The following is a 16,703-nucleotide window of genomic DNA, read 5'->3' on the forward strand; positions in this document are numbered from 1 at the left end:
TTTAACCTCCCTTGCTTAATATCATCCAGAAGCCCGAATCGTCCTGAATTACACGGCAGGGAATGTCTATCAGTCTTCCAGCTTCCTGCATAGCCTGAAGGTTTTCCGGACTAAGACGTTTTTTTGAAGCGCTATGCCAGTCAGGGTCTATTTCGACCATTTTTTCAGAAATCTGTGCTTTCAACTCCTTTGTACCAAAACCTCCCCCTATCCACGCCTGCCCGCCCGGAGCAAGGATGCGGGAAATTTCTGTGAAGGCCACAGAGAGGTCTTTCCAGAAAAATACTGAACCGCGGCTTACTATGAGGTCTGCGCAGTTATCCCTGAAGGGGAGCAAGTGTACATCGGCCTGCACCGGAACGACTTTACCTGAAAGACAGTGGCGGTGAGCTTTATCCTTCGAAAACCTGCACATCTCCGTTGAAAAATCAACCCCATAGACCTGCATATCCGTGATTTCCGCAACAGCGATTCCCAGGGACGCGATACCGCACCCCAGGTCCAGACATGTGCCCTGTTTTATCCCGCGTTCTTTGATGATATTAGCCGCGATTACAGGGTAGATGGGAGCAAAGATGTGCTCGGCAATATAGGGAAACCCCGGAGATTTGACCTGCTCGATCACTTCTCAGCCTCTACTTCAGGGTTAAGTAGCGTTTCCAGCTCGTTGTCTGTGAGATCATAGTGGAAGAATTCCGAATAGAACTCACGGGTCAACTGAGGGAGGTCCATATCTGTGAAAAGGTTCGGATAAAGCATTTTTGCAGTCCAGGCAGTTCCGAGGATAAGGTGAGGACCCTGGGGCCTGTCAATCCAGCAAAACGGATTCTGAGGAGCGAGATATACCCGCCTGTTCTGAACAGCATCCACACCTGCCCAGAGAGAGTCAGAATATACGGCTGCGTAGAACTGTGGATTTGATGTGATAATTACTTCAGGGTCCCAGCCCATGACCTGCTCTATTGAAACCTGCGTCATGCCGCTTCCCGGAGTAAGAGGACAGTCTGCAACATTGCTACCGCCGCAGATATCAATTACCTGGGAGTGCTGAGAACCTGAAGGATCGGTCATCAGTCCTTTTGGGCCTTCGGCGTAGTAAACACTTACTTTTTCATCTTCGGGAATGTCTTTTACAGTGCTGTTGATTTCATTGAGGACTGAACTGCGGAACTCAATCAGTTTTTCAGCCTGGGCTTCACAGTCAAGCAGTTTACCCACGTATTCTATTGTAGGGTTAGATTGTGTCACAAAAATAATGGAATCATCAACAGCAACCACCGGAATGCTGCCGAAACTTTCCTGCCTGCGGTCTATGGCTTCATTGATTTCTCCATCCGTGGTGTACCCTTCAATTACAATGTCAGGATCCATGTGGATTATGGTTTCATAGTTCCCGGTCTGGGTCCCGAACCAGCCCCCTATTACGGGCAGCTTTGTGTAATTTTCATCCATGAAAGTTTGGGTAAAATTATTTTTGAAATTCCAGCCTGTGAGTTTGCCCGGCGCAAGCATGTACACGAGAATAGTGGACGGCGGAGAAGTGGCTACTACCGAGGACATTTCCCCCGGCACAGTCAGCTGCCTGCCCAGCATGTCGGTGATCTGCACGGTACTGGAGTTTAGAAGTTCAGTGCTTGAGTTCGGAACAGCCTGTTGGTCTGTATTTTCTGCACATCCGCAGGACGCAACAGTTAGAACCAGCAGAGAAAGTATCAATATTGTACCTATTTTTCCACGCATAGAAAACCCTACAGACTTTTGATGGTTTAATCGTTATGTTCGGATAAACATAATGGTATAAAAACATATTCCAATACGTAAGAGAATGGAAAACGCCCCCGAGTATGTTTTTTAGAAAGTTTCTGCATATTTATGATATGCTGATGTGTTTTCAACAAATGGGTAGTGCCAATCGATTGCACTGGAATTCTCAGAGTATATTTTTAGAGTATATAGTACAGGAAAACAGTAGCCTGATCACCCAGGACCTCATTCAACTCAATTTTCCCCTTCATATTCTTTCCTCACTTCGACCGGCACCCTGTTAAAAGGACAGCAAAAATAAATACAACGGGGACACTCAGATCTCCATATCGTCAGCAGGAAAAGCACAATTGAAACAAAGTAAGCGCCCAGCAGGGACGGTATTTTCAAAAGATATGGAAGCGGAAAGAAAATCATGATTATGAACCCCAACGTGGTAATAACAAGATCGAATTTGCCCGGAGGGTATGGTATTGGTTTAAAATGCCTCGGCCAGCCCCAGTTCATCATGCACCTCAACCGTTTTCCACCTTCCACATAGTAAGGGCAATGAGTGCAGAAAAAACGTTGTTCCAGAATATTGAAGTGGAAAATAATTATGAAAATATAAGCAAGAAGCCATCCTGTTGAACTGATGCCAATAGCAAGCCCCGCCGAAAACAGAATAACAAGGGTCACAAAGTTCCAGTAAAGAAAATCCTTAAACTCATGTTTTACTCTCAGGGAAGCGCATCTTCCTGAACATGACTCCAGAATCCCTTTTCCAGAAATCTCAAAGCTTCCGGAAAGGTTATCCCCCTTCTCAAACTCTTTTTTGACATCTGCAGGCACCCGATTCATAGGACACTCAAAGTTAAGACACCTTACGCACTCGTACCGCCGGGCGGTCAGAAAGAAGAGTGTCCAGGAAACAATATAAGCTACCAGCAGTAGAGGGTCCCTTACCAGCCAATAAATCGGAAAAAGAAACATAGGCAGGGCTCCGAGAACCGTCACTGCTTTTTCAAAAGGGCTGTGAGGGCCTGGACGGGCTTTGAAAATCTTTGGCACTCCCGAAAGCATCATGCATTTTACGCAGCCCTTGCTCCTTATGTAGTAAAGGCAGTGAGTGCAGGCAAAGCGGAATTCGATTACCAGAAAGAAAAAGAGAGCTATTCCTATGTAAACTGCAACCCACTTGAGAGAATCCCTGGCAATTGCAATTGAACCGATCAGGAAGGGGATCATATTGAAGAAGTTCCAGTAAAGACGGTCTTTTGCGGAATGTTCTGTTTTGAGGGGAAGTGGGATGCCTGGAGAGGACATGGAGAAGTTTTTGGGGAAGGAAAAGGTATAAAGGTTTGGGTTTAGTGGAGTTTTGCTGGAAAATGTTCTTCTGTAGGAGACCGATTTTAGGGATTTTAGTCTTGTATAGAAGACCAATTTTACCTTATTCTGGTCTTCTATAAGAGACCACTATGAGAGAGACCCTGTGTGTCTCAGCTTAATCCGATAAAGGACGAGCAGAAAATAAGAGTAAAAACTTCAGCCGGGCTGCGTGGATAGCTTGTCCCCTTCTGTCTTTTTCCGTTCGCTTGCGAACAGCCTGAACCTGTAAGTTTTTCGTAATTAGATAAAGTCTATGGGGATTTAACAATCAAAGATTTATTCGTTGTTGAGAAGGAAGCACTAGAACCTTTTAATATGGGTAATCTTCATAATTGACATCATACATAAAAAAAGAAGGTCCAGGACTGTCATCATAAGGATAACTTATATATTCGACTCCTTTAATATCTTCAATCCTACAAAATTTACACCTATAATAACTTCTTTTCACAAGCTCTTCGCGACCCCGACTTTCTGACCTTATAATATCCGGCTTTTTAGACTCAATATATGCACCAGTCTTACCGCATCTTTTGCAGGAAATTTTTGCAAGGGAAGAAAGTTTCATTGGTTTACCTTTTTTCGTATAGAATCTTTCATAATTTATTCGAATATTTGTATATCCACAGGATTTACAACGCCAGTATCGAGTTGCCTCTATCCTGTAGTATTCAGGTGTACTTATTTCCTTAAAATCCGGTTTTTCGATTTCACGGCAAATAAATTCTTTTCCACATTTATTGCATTTAGCATCTCTATAATACTCCAAGATATAAGAGAACTGAAACTTCAATTTGATTGCAAGTAAAAGAATAAAAAGTTGAATAATTAAAAAAAATTCCCATTTAGAGATTTGATATATTAATATTAAAACAAAAAACAATATCAACCAAGTTATTATCAATATAAAAACAGGAATTTCCGCGACAGAAGAAATAAAAGGTTTACCAAAGAGTTTGATAAAATCAAGAGCAAAGTCTTTGAGAAAAAAGCCTTTTTTAAAGTCTCCTTTATGAGTGATAATATGGGTATTTGAAGAAGGCATATACTGAATGGTCACGAGGTATTCTTTACCTGATTCATGTTTTACAAGTTTTTTTGATTTTAGAACTGTATCCATCTTAACCCAATCCAACTCACAAAAACTAGAGAAAAGAAAGGATAGTATCTTAATGATACAAAATAACTTGCAACTATTTAAATTTTAACAGAGAGATCTTGACGCTTATGTTAAGAGGTTCAATACCAATTGTTGAACCATTAATTCGTTTCAGGGAGGAGGGAGATACGCCCAGAATAAAACTCTACATCGCCTGTAGCCTCGACGGTTTTATCGCCCAGGAAAACGGCAGCATCGACTGGCTAACTGAGTATGAAAGCAGCCCCAAAACCGACTATGGCTATTCCGAATTTTACGCATCAATCAGCACGGTCCTTATGGGCAGAAAAACCTATGAACAGGTCCTGAGCTTCGGAGACTGGCCTTACGGGGAGAAGAAAACATATGTTTTTACCAGACAAAAAGAACCCCTGCTCCGCGAAAATAACGTAGAATTTGTTTCCGGGGACGTCGGGGAATTTATGCGCCAGGTACAGGAAAATACTGATGAAGATATTTGGCTCGTGGGCGGTTCGCAGCTTATTAAGGCATTTCTCGAAGAAGACCTTGTGCAGGATTTGATTATTTTCGTTGTTCCGCTTATTCTTGGGAGTGGGATTCCTCTGTTTGACCGGATTGGAAAGGAAGTCAGGCTCAGGATGATTGATACGGAGAGGTATGAGAGTGGGCTGGCGAGGTTGGAATATGAAATTGAGGAATGACATTGAAAAAAAATAGAAAACCATAAAAGAAATTCACCCAAAACTCTGAAAAGAATTAGTCCAGATCTTGAGTAATTTAATGCTAATTTCAGAGTATCAATCTTGCTTGCAGCTTACAGCTTATACTTACTGGCAAAATCTCAGCTTCAATCACATTCATTGAATAAGCTGACCAAAAAACCCTTTCAATAAAAAATATATACTTGATGTTCCAATATAATAGTTTGAAATCGAACTAAAAAGGGAGTCTAAAAACATACTAACTAGAAATATCCCTGAACAGATATTTTAATGAGTGATGTAAATTTAAAATCTGGAGATTGCAGCAGAAGGCAGGATAAGACTTTTTGTGTAAAAATAGAACTTCCGATTTGGGGAATAAACATTCCATGTTATAGAATTTAAGAGCATTTTTAGATAACCACGAGAAGAAAAATATCACAAAACGGATAATTAGCTATATTGAAGATAAAAAATATATATATGCAATCAGAGTATATACCATTGATTCTATCAATTAAACTTACAAAATAAATCAATAAATAGGAATCAAAAGACTGAAAACCCAGACGTTAGCCTGGGAGGATGTCGTGTGAGTAGTCATGAAGAATATGTTTAAAACCACAATTCTGCTCGCTTCCCTTACAGGGCTTCTGGTCCTTATCGGAAACTACTTCGGTGGGACGGGCGGAATGATAATCGCATTCTTGTTTGCGGTCATCATGAACTTTGGGAGTTACTGGTACAGCGATACGATCGTACTGAAAATGTACAGGGCAAGGGAAGTTACTCCGGCGGAGTCCCCGAACCTGCACAGGATCGTGAGCGACCTTGCAATGAAGGGAGGACTTCCGAAACCTAAGGTTTATATCGTTGAGTCCGGGATGCCGAATGCATTTGCAACAGGCAGGAACCCGCAGCATGCAGCTGTGGCGGTTACGACCGGAATTCTCAACCTGCTCTCAAATGAAGAGATCGAAGGGGTACTGGCCCATGAATTGGCCCACGTCAAAAACCGCGACACTCTGATCAGTGCGGTGGCTGCAACAATTGCCGGTGTTATCACCATGCTTGCCACCTGGGCTCGCTGGGCTGCAATCTTCGGCGGCATTGGCGGCAGGGACGACGACAACGGTGGAATTGTAGGATTTATAGTGATGGCTGTACTTGCCCCGCTGGCTGCAACCCTGATCCAGCTCGCAATCTCCCGTTCAAGAGAATTTGCCGCGGATTACGAAGGCGCCAGGATGTGCAAAAAACCCTGGGCACTTGCAAATGCCCTGGAAAAACTGGAATACGGAAATTCCCACTTCCAGCCAAGCAACAGGGACGTACAGGCAAAAGAGACCACGGCCCACATGTTTATCGTAAACCCACTCAAAGGCGGGGCACTCCAGTCCCTCTTCAGGACCCACCCGGTAACCGATGAGCGGGTAAATCGCCTGAGGGCAATGAGATTCTAAAGCCCTCTCAAACATTTTTTTACTTTTACTTTTACTTTTACTTTTACTTATTATTTTTTTGCCTTTGTCTTTTTGTTTTTCATGTTTCCTTTTTACATCTTTACCTCTTTACCTCTTCATTTTGTATTTCGTTCCCCCGCATTATTTCTTCATTTTCTTCATTTTTCTTGCTTCATTTTCACTCTGAAAGTTTGTCCGGTATTTTTTTAAATTTAGCATGCTATATGTTATCAGATTGCACAGAGAATCATTAGACTTCACAGGAGAAAAAGCACTTATAAAAGAGAGTGATAGATTAAATGGAAAGGACAAATAGTCAATAAAAGACAGTCAGCAAAAGCATCAGTTTATAATGAATGTACTGACAAAAAGGTAAGAAACCAGGACCTGACAAAACAGCATATTTACCGGTTCTTATTTACCGTTTTTATTTACCATTTGTAGAAAACGTTCGAAAAGTCAGATTAATAAATCAGGCTGAAAAGTATTTTCGCAATAATAAATTATTATGTTGATTATCTACACCCTATCTTAACCTGATCGGGGAATTTTCTATGGAAGACAAGTTTGAGATTGGCAGGATCATCAGAGCAAAGAATATCTCTGATGCATGGTACCGCGGGCTTAACATCATCTGGAACCACGGACAGGTAATTACCGACGAAAGGGGAAGCCAGATCAGGGAATTCATGGACTTGATGGTAGTAATTGAAGACCCCTATACGGACAGAATTCCCGAAGATACTGCCTGGAATGAAGAAAGGCTTGAAGAGTATGCAAAGCAGCTGATCTCGGGTGAAAACGTACAGGACTTTGAGTACACCTACGGGCAACGCCTCAGGAACTGGAATGAGGAAGTGGATCAGATCGAATATGTAATCGAGAAACTGCAGGAGAGCCCCACTACCCGGCGGGCTACAGCTGTCACCTGGATCCCGCCTGTGGACACTAAAGTTAATGAAGTTCCCTGTATGATCCTCGACGACTTCAAGATCAGGGACGGAAAGGTTCATCTTACCACTCTTTTCAGGAGCCATGACTTTGGGGGAGCCTACCCTGCAAACCTTTACGGACTTTCCAGGCTCCTTGAATACGTTGCCAAAAGGGTAGGAATCGAACCCGGAACAATCACCACGGTCAGCATTTCAGCCCATGTTTACGACCACGACTGGGATATGGTAGAAAATATCGTGAAAGGCGTGTGCTGAATCACAAATTATACGAATTGAGATAGAAAAACCTGATCAGAGTAAGTATTCCATGTAGATTATAGAATAAACAATATAGAATTAACAGAAGAAAACCCCGGAGTCCTGTTGTAAATGCGTGTTTTGATCAATAAATCATCGATTAAAGGGGAGGTCTTTGCCCCGCCCTCAAAAAGTTATACTCACCGGGCCATAACCCTGGCAGCCCTATCTAAAGGAGCAGTCATCCACCGCCCCCTGCTCTCCGCTGACACCCTCGCTACCATCCAGGCCTCCAGGATGTTCGGGGCTTCCATAAAACGGGAGGGAGATGACCTCCTTATCCAGGGCGTGAATGGAAAGCCCAAAGTTCCGGATGATGTAATTGATGCTGCAAACTCCGGGACAACCCTCCGCTTCATGACAGCAATTGCAGCCCTCACTGAAGGAATCACCGTACTTACGGGAGATGCTTCCCTTCGTACAAGGCCCAATGGACCCCTTCTCGAGGTCCTTAACAAGCTGGGGGTAAAAGCTTTCTCAACCCGCGGAAACGAAAGGGCTCCGATTGTGGTCAAAGGGGAACTTGGAGGGGCTATTGTGAAAATTGACGGTTCTATCAGTTCCCAGTTTATCTCCGCACTCCTTATAGCCTGCCCCCTGGCCAAAAACAGCACCACCCTCTCAATCGTCGGAGAGCTTAAATCAAAGCCCTATGTTGACGTGACCCTGGAAATGCTCGAACTGGCAGGAGTCAAAATCCATACCGATGATAATAACGGTACCAGATTCATCATCCCTGGAAAACAGAAATATGATCTCAAAGAGTATACCATTCCAGGCGATTTTTCCTCTGCTTCCTACCTGCTTGCATCTGCGGCCATGATCGAAGGATCCGAAGTTACAGTCAAAAACCTCTTCCCCTCCAAACAGGGAGACCTCGTAATTGTCGAAACCCTGGAACGCATGGGAGCAGACATCACCTGGGACAGGAAAGCCGGAAAGGTTACGGTCAGGGGAGGAAAGCCCCTCAAAGCCATCACCTTCGATGCCGGCGCAACCCCGGACCTTGTGCCAACTGTTGCCGTCCTGGCCTCTGTCGCTGTTGGAACTAGCCGGATTGAAAACGCCGAACATGTACGGTATAAGGAAACCGACAGGCTCCGCGCCCTTGCAATTGAACTTCCGAAACTGGGAGTCCGGCTTAAAGAAGAAAAAGACAGCCTGACAATTACCGGGGGGCCTCTGCATGGAGCAGCAGTCCACGGCTGGGATGACCACAGGATTGTTATGGCACTTGCAATGGCAGGTATGATCGCAGGAAACACAACTATTGACACTACTGAGTCCGTTTCTATCTCTTACCCTGACTTTTTTGAGGATATGCGTAACCTCGGGGCAAAAATAGAGAATGTTTCTGATAAAATGGAGAAATGAGCTGCATTTCGGATGCAGCCCCTTTTTTCAGATTGTATTCATTTACAGACGCTACTCATCTCATAAAGCTTCAACAACTATTAAGGAGTTATAGACCTTCACATTTAAATCATCACTTACAGGAGTAAGGCGAAAGAAAACCGCAGAACTGTTTGAGGAAAGCTCGTAATCCGAACTCCAGAGATTTTCATTTTTAGCCTGCGTTTCGAAATAAGTTTCCCAGGCTTCCGGATAGTCAGTAAAAATCGTCAGGGATACCGAGGTGGTGTTGTAGAAACTTTCAAGACCTGTGACGTCATACTGGTGTTCTCGAGACAGGGAAACCAATCTGAGATCCTCAACACTGTTGCTGGAAAGAACCCAGTTGCTGCCTGCCAGACAGACCGCATTTACTGAGAGGTTCAAAAAGCCTCCCCCTTTTTCAAGGGTTATCCCTGGAGACAATTTCATAAACGACTGGTTTCCCTGGGAAACGATCAAGGCTCCGTTTTCATAACAGTAAATCTGGTCAAGATATTGGGAATTATCAGCCCTGTAGGAAAGAGCCCCGCATTCAAGAGAGCCAGTCGATGGAATATTCTTGCTGGTGGAATTATTGTAGGTAATAAATGCAGACAGATTGCACTTATCTTTGTTAAAGACAAGCGTACCCCCTGATTTCATGCGGTTAACTACCGGGAGATTACCCCCACCCATTCGAAGTGGAGAGTTCAGGACAACCTCACTATTCGGACTGACTACCATTCCCAGGGAAAGGAGGTCAATATTACACTTTAGCCGGGACATATCCTCATAAACTTCGGACATGTGGCTATATTCAGCATCTTCCTTCCACTGGGGGACGTGGTAAACCTGAATGTTTGTTATAAACAGAACCACGATCCCAAGTAAAAGGGCAGCTGCAACAGCTACTGAGACTCCAGAATCCGATTTGAGAAATGAAGAAAACGGTTTAATGAATTTCAGTTTCATAACATTCTTTCTCCCATTCCAACCATTTATCAGAAATAATATGTCGGGGGACTGCCTGTGCAAGGAGGAAACACGCCCTTTTCTAAAGCAGTAGGGGTTACTGAATCGGATTCTAAAGCAAGCTCCATGAAGAATCCAAAGAAAAGGTGATCCAAAGGCGACCTGATCCTGGACAAGCTACTCTTGCGTAAATCACACCCATACATAAGAAATTATTTTATTGTGTAAGAATATCATATGTTTCACTGCATAATAACTTTTTGATAGTTGTGGGCTTCATGAAGCAGTAACATCCATTTTCTGAATCACATTGTTAGAAGGTGTGTGAATTAGAAATAAATTAACAGTGTCCCCATTTTCAATAGGAATCCCGATTTCAATAACATCTCCAATCTCCCAGACACCATCCACTCCCAGCTTTGCGGACACGTTCTCTGGAGAAAATTCATTTCTAGTTCCATTGACCATTACCACGACTTTTATTTCATTTCCGGAGAGGGCTTCTCCTCCCCTATGCTTCAGGTATACGGTATCTGACGTTTCGTCCATCCATACCTGCAAATCTGCATGTGGGATATCATCGGGACTATTGTAGGAAAAAACAAATACACCGATAAAACTGAAAAAAATAACTACTAAACCGATAAGAAGGACCTGCCCCATGACCTCCGAAACCCCATCACAGTTTATGATGAATTTGCGTAATTTATACATGTAAATACCCCGGTCTTAAATTTGTTTCCTCCCAAATTCATTTCACTCAAAATATATTGCCATATAATCGACATTTATTTCTTTAGCAGTTGCAGCGTTTCCGACACCCTCAATACGAACCTTCAGCCCCTCTATATCCTCAACTGTGTTTATACAGTCATATAAATTAATTACATAACTTTTGGATGACTTATCAGTCTCAGACAATGAAGACTTCATATACCATTGCCCAGGATATGGATATGCATCGAATATCCATAGTTTGATGTAATTAAAAGAACTGTCATGGGTTGAATACACAAACCTGAGCGTAACATTAGAAATCGGTTCATCAATCCTGTAGTCATACTCTACCATATTTATGCCAAAAGTGAACACTTCACCATTACTTTCTGGTACTGCAGGTATGCCTTTTGGTACCACATAATTTGTATGTTTCCCATCACCTTCTTTCATTATATCCGTTGTATTTAACGGGCCAGAGGAATCGCTCACCTTTGCCGGAGGCAGCCAGCCCCCTGAACCTCCGCCGCCCGGAATAACTTTCGCCTGCCTGAACACCTGCTTTGAATCCATATCAACCAGACTCAGGTACACAGGATCTCCTTTTGTAAGGGAAGCCCCCCATTTATCAGACACATTGATTGTAATGACATCGCCCACGTCCCATGTGCTCTTGTTAAGGTTTGAGAAAACGTCATCCGGAGAATATACGTAGCTAGAACCATCAATGGAAGCTATAATTTTCATATAATCGGTATCAATGACGTCCCCTCCGCAGTGCCTTATATAGATAATATCAGTTGGAGCACGAGCCCATTTCTCTACCGCAACATGAGGACTATCGACAGGTCGATCTAACGAAAAAACCATAGTTGAAAACATCCCGGCTATTATAACCGCTATGCTGGCTAGGAGCACTTCCCCCATGATTCCGGAAACAGAATCCGAACTATTAAGAAACTTCCATAAATTTTCCAACATTAAACCCATCTCAGCCACAGCTTCTACCGCATATTTCAATAGAGGAGCAAAGTGAAATTACAATGCACCTCATCGCTCTTTTTCATTTCAAGAAACTTTTATTTTCAGTTCAGGCATACAGCCAGATAATCTATTTCTATTGATTTTTTACCGATTACGTTGACATGAATGTTGAACTTCAAATCGGAAATGCTATTGAGATTTATAGGCACAGTTTGATTGTACATATGCCACTTATTACTCGCACAGTTAACAGGGTCAAATATCGGCATGTTCTCACCTGCAATTTCCAATGAGAATTCCGAAGGTTGATCCTGCAGGCTATAAATCATCAAAATGGTTGCATTATGGGCACCAGGCCATTTGAAATCGTTCTCACGAAAACCAAAAGTCAGGCCAAAGGTCTCACCTTTTAGTTCGTGAACGAAGTTGTTTTTGGGGTTATACTCCTTTCCTTCAATCCCCAAGAACGTGTCATTGTATTTCTCATCCGGTACTGCGGAAAAGTTAACTGCTGGATCGCAGTCATGCAGATACCTGAGGTTCACCTTGTCACTATCATCCCCTTCTACGGTGGTAAAAAAATACCATTTGCCCGGGTTCATCAGTGGACTGCACATGCCCTCAATGGGCATCGTCGCCTTCTGAATCAATTGCTTTGAACCCCTATCGACGAGGAATACATCAACACAGTTATCACTATCCAGGTGAACTCCCCATGTTTTGTATAGATCAATTTCAATAACGTCCCCCAGGCTCCAGGAGTTTTTACCCGTACACCCCTGGATTTCCTCTTCTGTCAATACTTTCTTGTTTCCATCAATTATTACAATGAGATCCAGATCACTAAAAGATAGGGACTCACCCCCGCTATGCTTCAGGTAAAGGATATCCGAGGAAGCATCAACCCGCTGCTGAATTTCAATTTGTGGGGTATACTCAGGACCTTCCTGAGCAAAAAGAACCACCCCCACTATTGCAAGTGCTGAAAACGTAATCCCTGCTATGAGCACCTGGCCCATGACCTCTGAAACCGCATGACAATTTTTGGAAAGGCTGAGAAAATTCCACACAGGTAACACTCCCCGCAGCTAACTGGATATAATTATGTAATAAGTCGTATTTAGAGTGTTTGATCATTTATATTATTTTTTATAAGTGAAAAAATAATATTCCTCCATCACAGGAATAAAAACCCCAGCCATAAGAAAAAATAGAAAAAGATTCGATTATAACTACTTTATTAAACAAAAAGCCTGAAAAACAGCCTGAAAAACAGCCTGGAAAAACTATTGGGTTTAGAAGGTAAGAAAAAAGAGAAAAAGCAGGCCAGAAGGCCTACTCTGTTTTAAAGTGTTTAATTTATTGAGTTTATTTTGCCGGGATGATGAGGGCTCTCTCACCAGCAGGCATGAACTCTCTGATGGCACCGCGGCCGAACTCTCTCCTGGGCTCTGCAAAGTTGAAGGGCATGAGATCGTCAGCGAAGCAGACCTTGATGAGTGGGTTGACGGTGAATGCGTCGCCGCGGCCTGCGTGGGCTGCCTGAGCGATACCTGCGTATCCACCCTGGTGACCTACGTTCATTGCATAGTTGGGGTAGTTTGGACCACGGAGTTCGTCTGGGAGACCTTCGTCGCCCTGGTAGGACAGAACGTTTGTGGCACCGCACTGGTCCTGCAGGTCGTATCCGAAGAAGCCGAGACGGCCCCATGCTTCCTTGTGCAGGTACATGGAGAGGTACCAGCCGGAGAGACCAGCGTTTGCGTTTGCGGTTGCAAGGGAAGTTGCAACACCGGCTGCAGCTGCGAGCACGGTTGCTCTCTGGGATCCACCGAAGTGGTCTTCAAGGGCAGTTGGGAACTTCTCGTAGGTCTCGATACCGTAGAGTGTGGACTCGGTTGCGATGTCCTTTACGACTTCGAGGGTGGCCTTTACCTTGTTGTCCTTGCCGAGGTTTGCAGCACCGTTGTACTTGTCGTTGATGTAGTCAACGTCGTAGTACACGTTGTTGTCGAGGATGTCATCGGTGTATGCAGCTGTTGCATACTGTGTGAACCCGACACCACCGGACATGTAGGACCCGAGCCAGATCTGGTCGTAGAGCATGCAGCCTGCACCGACGACTTCAAGGGCAACCTTTGCGGGGTCGTCAGTCACTGTGCGGCTTGTCTGGACGATGTCTGAGAGGTGACCGAAGGATAATCCACCGGGCTCGTTGGGACCACGTGCACGCCTTGCGGGGAGCATTTCACCCATAGAGACGAGAGCTGCGTGCTTTGCAGCGAAAGACAGGTCAGCGACGGCTGCTTCACCAGCGCACATGTTGTATGCGGAGATGAAGGACATACCGATCTGCATGGCTGCCCACCTGGAGGTCTGAGCACCGTCAGTTGTTCTGGAGACAATTGTTGGGATGTGGATTGCCTGCCAGGTTGTCTTGCCGATGGAGGCCTTAATCTGGGCTGCCTGTTCTTCATTGAACATCTTGTTGATGTTGATGACGTACTGCTTGTCGACTTCGTCTGCAAGTTCGTCGTCACCGGTGAAGATCTTTACATAACAGTCGTCCACAAGAGCGGGGTGGGTTTCGACCATCATTTCCTGAACCACTGCTGCACCGGGCATGGCGTGGTTGAGGGTCTCAAGGTAGTGGTTGATGGTTTCAGGGGTAACTTCCTTACCCAGCCTCTTCTCGAGGGTCTCGTGAGCCATGTCAAGACCGACAATACAGGTTCTCCTGATGTCGTCCCACATCTGCTGCATTGCAGCGTTGTTCACGTAGTGAAGGTCGTCAGGTTCGGCAACGATGTCAGTACCGGAGATGACGTAAGGAGTGATTGCACGCTGACCGAGTGGTGCACCGGTGTGCATCATTGGGTTGTAGAATGCAAGGCCTCTCTTCTCTGCAAGTTCCTTTCCGGCCTTAATCATCTCGGCCTTTCTTGCGTCCTGTGCAGGTCCAAGTCTCAGGAACTTCTCGGTCTTGTCAGTGATGTCCGTGGTGGACTGCTGGTTAGAACCGTATTCCTGTGTGAACTTGACTTCCATTGACTTTTTGAATTTTGAGAAAATATCTGCTGCCATTGTGGTCACCTCATTTCGGCTGGAATCCGTAGGTAGTTCTCTCATCGAATACTCTGTGTACCCATTCAACGACTTCTGCATCGTCCCTGAAGGCTACATTGTCCACACGGTAGATGGTGGTTCTCTTTGCGGCTTCTTCACTGGACATAGGCTTGCCGAGGTCTACTTTCCTGTCGAGTGGAATTGCAACCTGGTCCTTGTCCATGATGATGGTGCCGTTTTCGAATCTCCTTCTGTCAAGCATGTCGAACATTACGCCGTCTTCCTGGAGACGGACAGAGTGACCGTGCACAGTTGCGCCACGCATACCGGAAAGTGCAGGGCAGCTCATTTCGGTTTCCATCTGGACCTTTGCGCACTGTTCCATGTCTCTTTCACGGGCTTCAACAATCTGACGACCGGAAAGGGTACCTGGGTCTACACCTCTGAAGTTAATTGCTGCGAAGTATGATCTGAAGTAAGGGGTAGCTGGAGCGTTGTACATTGAGTCAGCGAACTGAACGTACCTGACCCTGTCTCCTGCTGCTGCACCGGGTGTTGCTGCTACAGCCTCGCGGACCGAGCATGCGGGCTCTCCCATCTCTGCAAGTGGTGGGTGGGTGCTTGGGTAGTCGCTCCCTGGTGCACGGTGTCCAAGGACTGCAGTTAAGTCTTCGTCTGAAATCTCCCTGAGTTTCTCAAGGTTCCCAGACATGTGCTTTCTGCGGTTAGCGCCAACTGATGTCGCGCCTGGATAAAACTGTGGTTTGTATGCCATCTCATGCAACTCCTTTGTGATTTTCTAACTGGTCTAATGTCGTCTTGACGTATTTTACGATTAGATTTAGTTTATCCCTGGGACAGAAGTCACCACGTGTAACTCCACTTACCATATCCATTACAATTCCCTTGGTACGAATATTTTCATCCCTTGGCATCACTAATCTCGTCTTTATCCCTGCTTCTGCAAAATCCTCAAAATCCACCGGGATCTGGCTGACAACAATTGCCGGAATATCAGCCTGGCTCAGTATCTCCCTTGTTTTTCTAATTACATGGTCCTTAATATTTCCGAGGTGAATAACAGCCAGCTTGTGCATTTCAATCTGTGCGACTTCTACCGGACTCAGTACAAATGATCCTGTCCTCATGCCTGATTCGGGAATCCCTGAACCTGAATAAAGTACGAGCACACTCACCTGAATGTTTTCTTTCCTCATTCCGTATGTAATCTCACATACCGGTTTTGTGATATGTCTCTGGCCGGGACTCATAGCAATAGCTACCACATCGGCACGACCAGCTTCCGAAAGAGTGCCTCTTTGAGCAAGCCCTCCTCCTTTGCCTAGTCCTCCGCCGCATCGGCAGTCAACTACCTGTGTTTCCCGATCGATCATCATACCTTTTCACTCATCTGTATCATTGAAATCTTCTTCTTGTTTCTCGATGAAGACAAGCTGGTTTCCCTTGGATTTGGGATCTACCATACCAAGCATGCGAGGATCAGTATCAGGACCAAATTTTGCATAGTCAGTCACGGTAGGCTGTTTCCTGAAGAAATATCCTTCCCTGAATTCAAAAGAGAACGGGAGCACTTTTTCGCATACTGACCTGACCTTTTCTTTAGTTTCGGCATTTGAGATTTCAAGCCTGATCCTGCCTACACTGATCTTAAGTTCAATAACCTGATTTCCGATCTGAATAGGCTTCCTTAGGGGGTGTTCCACCTTTTCTCCAGTACCAGGGCCTGAAGACACCTTTTCGGGGAGTCTCGAGCCCTGGACTATAACGCGGATTATCCCGTCAATCCGATAGAGCTCAGTAATAAGCTTCTGAGCGGTTTCAGGGGACAGGATTCTACTGGGAAAGATTTCGATTTGGATAGAATCTTCCGTGTTTGAAGCAGAGTCTGACATCGTTAGACCTT

16 protein-coding genes are annotated in these 16,703 nt (G+C 44.7%); 4 read left to right on the forward strand and 12 right to left on the reverse strand.

What is annotated here, in order from left to right; all coding sequences use genetic code 11:
• Window position 1 precedes the first annotated feature (1 nt).
• The 4 genes from EO93_RS04470 to EO93_RS04485 form a co-directional block, all read right to left on the reverse strand.
• Window positions 2-625 (reverse strand): class I SAM-dependent methyltransferase, encoded by a 624-nt coding sequence (locus tag EO93_RS04470; RefSeq protein ID WP_048161253.1) that lies wholly within the window; start codon window positions 623-625, stop codon window positions 2-4.
• Window positions 622-1,740, reverse strand: coding sequence for an iron ABC transporter substrate-binding protein (locus EO93_RS04475; protein ID WP_048161254.1), 1,119 nt, complete (start codon window positions 1,738-1,740; stop codon window positions 622-624). The genes EO93_RS04470 and EO93_RS04475 overlap by 4 nt, the downstream gene beginning before the upstream one ends.
• A gap of 258 nt (window positions 1,741-1,998) precedes the next feature.
• The gene (locus EO93_RS04480) at window positions 1,999-3,069 is read right to left on the reverse strand and encodes a hypothetical protein (RefSeq protein WP_048161286.1); all 1,071 of its coding nucleotides are present in this window, start codon (window positions 3,067-3,069) and stop codon (window positions 1,999-2,001) included.
• A 373-nt stretch (window positions 3,070-3,442) separates the two neighbouring features.
• Complete coding sequence (locus tag EO93_RS04485; RefSeq protein ID WP_048161255.1) at window positions 3,443-4,252, reverse strand: hypothetical protein; 810 nt, start codon at window positions 4,250-4,252, stop codon at window positions 3,443-3,445.
• 107 nt (window positions 4,253-4,359) lie between these two features.
• On the opposite strand from EO93_RS04485, the gene EO93_RS04490 reads away from it, so the two are divergent.
• The 4 genes from EO93_RS04490 to aroA all read left to right on the forward strand — a co-directional run bounded on the left by EO93_RS04490 (window position 4,360) and on the right by aroA (window position 9,040).
• The gene (locus tag EO93_RS04490) at window positions 4,360-4,953 is read left to right on the forward strand and encodes a dihydrofolate reductase family protein (RefSeq protein WP_082107559.1); all 594 of its coding nucleotides are present in this window, start codon (window positions 4,360-4,362) and stop codon (window positions 4,951-4,953) included.
• Window positions 4,954-5,555: 602 nt separating this feature from the next.
• A complete protein-coding gene (gene htpX / locus EO93_RS04495) occupies window positions 5,556-6,416 on the forward strand; it encodes a zinc metalloprotease HtpX (RefSeq protein ID WP_048131289.1) in 861 nt (286 codons plus the stop codon).
• Between the two features lie 554 nt (window positions 6,417-6,970).
• A complete protein-coding gene (locus tag EO93_RS04500; protein ID WP_048131290.1) occupies window positions 6,971-7,624 on the forward strand; it encodes a thymidylate synthase in 654 nt (217 codons plus the stop codon).
• Between the two features lie 114 nt (window positions 7,625-7,738).
• On the forward strand, window positions 7,739-9,040 hold the full coding sequence (aroA, locus tag EO93_RS04505) for a 3-phosphoshikimate 1-carboxyvinyltransferase (RefSeq protein ID WP_048131291.1): 1,302 nt from the start codon (window positions 7,739-7,741) through the stop codon (window positions 9,038-9,040).
• A 60-nt stretch (window positions 9,041-9,100) separates the two neighbouring features.
• On the opposite strand, the gene EO93_RS04510 is transcribed toward aroA, so the two are convergent.
• The 8 genes from EO93_RS04510 to mcrD form a co-directional block, all read right to left on the reverse strand.
• A complete protein-coding gene (locus EO93_RS04510) occupies window positions 9,101-10,012 on the reverse strand; it encodes a hypothetical protein (RefSeq protein WP_048161256.1) in 912 nt (303 codons plus the stop codon).
• Between the two features lie 276 nt (window positions 10,013-10,288).
• Window positions 10,289-10,726 (reverse strand): type IV pilin N-terminal domain-containing protein, encoded by a 438-nt coding sequence (locus EO93_RS04515; protein ID WP_048161257.1) that lies wholly within the window; start codon window positions 10,724-10,726, stop codon window positions 10,289-10,291.
• A gap of 42 nt (window positions 10,727-10,768) precedes the next feature.
• The gene (locus EO93_RS04520; RefSeq protein WP_235284110.1) at window positions 10,769-11,719 is read right to left on the reverse strand and encodes a type IV pilin N-terminal domain-containing protein; all 951 of its coding nucleotides are present in this window, start codon (window positions 11,717-11,719) and stop codon (window positions 10,769-10,771) included.
• 95 nt (window positions 11,720-11,814) lie between these two features.
• Window positions 11,815-12,783 (reverse strand): type IV pilin N-terminal domain-containing protein, encoded by a 969-nt coding sequence (locus EO93_RS04525; RefSeq protein WP_156161234.1) that lies wholly within the window; start codon window positions 12,781-12,783, stop codon window positions 11,815-11,817.
• Window positions 12,784-13,081: 298 nt separating this feature from the next.
• Window positions 13,082-14,797, reverse strand: a complete 1,716-nt coding sequence (gene mcrA, locus EO93_RS04530) for a coenzyme-B sulfoethylthiotransferase subunit alpha (RefSeq protein ID WP_048141827.1) — start codon at window positions 14,795-14,797, stop codon at window positions 13,082-13,084.
• A gap of 10 nt (window positions 14,798-14,807) precedes the next feature.
• Window positions 14,808-15,554 (reverse strand): coenzyme-B sulfoethylthiotransferase subunit gamma, encoded by a 747-nt coding sequence (gene mcrG / locus EO93_RS04535; protein ID WP_048161260.1) that lies wholly within the window; start codon window positions 15,552-15,554, stop codon window positions 14,808-14,810.
• A 1-nt stretch (window position 15,555) separates the two neighbouring features.
• Window positions 15,556-16,176, reverse strand: coding sequence for a methyl-coenzyme M reductase I operon protein C (gene mcrC, locus EO93_RS04540; protein ID WP_048131298.1), 621 nt, complete (start codon window positions 16,174-16,176; stop codon window positions 15,556-15,558).
• Between the two features lie 6 nt (window positions 16,177-16,182).
• On the reverse strand, window positions 16,183-16,692 hold the full coding sequence (gene mcrD, locus EO93_RS04545) for a methyl-coenzyme M reductase operon protein D (protein WP_048131299.1): 510 nt from the start codon (window positions 16,690-16,692) through the stop codon (window positions 16,183-16,185).
• Between the last annotated feature and the right edge of the window lie 11 nt (window positions 16,693-16,703).

This window comes from Methanosarcina sp. 1.H.A.2.2 (assembly GCF_000979975.1).
GTDB lineage: Archaea > Halobacteriota > Methanosarcinia > Methanosarcinales > Methanosarcinaceae > Methanosarcina.

Excerpts from the sequence above, each read along its gene's own strand:
- EO93_RS04500 (WP_048131290.1), top strand. The coding sequence starts at position 6,971 with ATGGAAGACAAGTTTGAGATTGGCAGGATCATCAGAGCAAAGAATATC.
- EO93_RS04485 (WP_048161255.1), bottom strand. The coding sequence starts at position 4,252 with ATGGATACAGTTCTAAAATCAAAAAAACTTGTAAAACATGAATCAGGT.
- htpX (WP_048131289.1), top strand. The coding sequence starts at position 5,556 with ATGAAGAATATGTTTAAAACCACAATTCTGCTCGCTTCCCTTACAGGG.
- EO93_RS04510 (WP_048161256.1), bottom strand. The coding sequence starts at position 10,012 with ATGAAACTGAAATTCATTAAACCGTTTTCTTCATTTCTCAAATCGGAT.
- mcrD (WP_048131299.1), bottom strand. The coding sequence starts at position 16,692 with ATGTCAGACTCTGCTTCAAACACGGAAGATTCTATCCAAATCGAAATC.
- EO93_RS04515 (WP_048161257.1), bottom strand. The coding sequence starts at position 10,726 with ATGTATAAATTACGCAAATTCATCATAAACTGTGATGGGGTTTCGGAG.
- mcrG (WP_048161260.1), bottom strand. The coding sequence starts at position 15,554 with ATGGCATACAAACCACAGTTTTATCCAGGCGCGACATCAGTTGGCGCT.
- mcrC (WP_048131298.1), bottom strand. The coding sequence starts at position 16,176 with ATGATGATCGATCGGGAAACACAGGTAGTTGACTGCCGATGCGGCGGA.
- aroA (WP_048131291.1), top strand. The coding sequence starts at position 7,739 with ATGCGTGTTTTGATCAATAAATCATCGATTAAAGGGGAGGTCTTTGCC.
- EO93_RS04480 (WP_048161286.1), bottom strand. The coding sequence starts at position 3,069 with ATGTCCTCTCCAGGCATCCCACTTCCCCTCAAAACAGAACATTCCGCA.
- EO93_RS04490 (WP_082107559.1), top strand. The coding sequence starts at position 4,360 with ATGTTAAGAGGTTCAATACCAATTGTTGAACCATTAATTCGTTTCAGG.
- EO93_RS04475 (WP_048161254.1), bottom strand. The coding sequence starts at position 1,740 with ATGCGTGGAAAAATAGGTACAATATTGATACTTTCTCTGCTGGTTCTA.
- EO93_RS04520 (WP_235284110.1), bottom strand. The coding sequence starts at position 11,719 with ATGGGTTTAATGTTGGAAAATTTATGGAAGTTTCTTAATAGTTCGGAT.
- mcrA (WP_048141827.1), bottom strand. The coding sequence starts at position 14,797 with ATGGCAGCAGATATTTTCTCAAAATTCAAAAAGTCAATGGAAGTCAAG.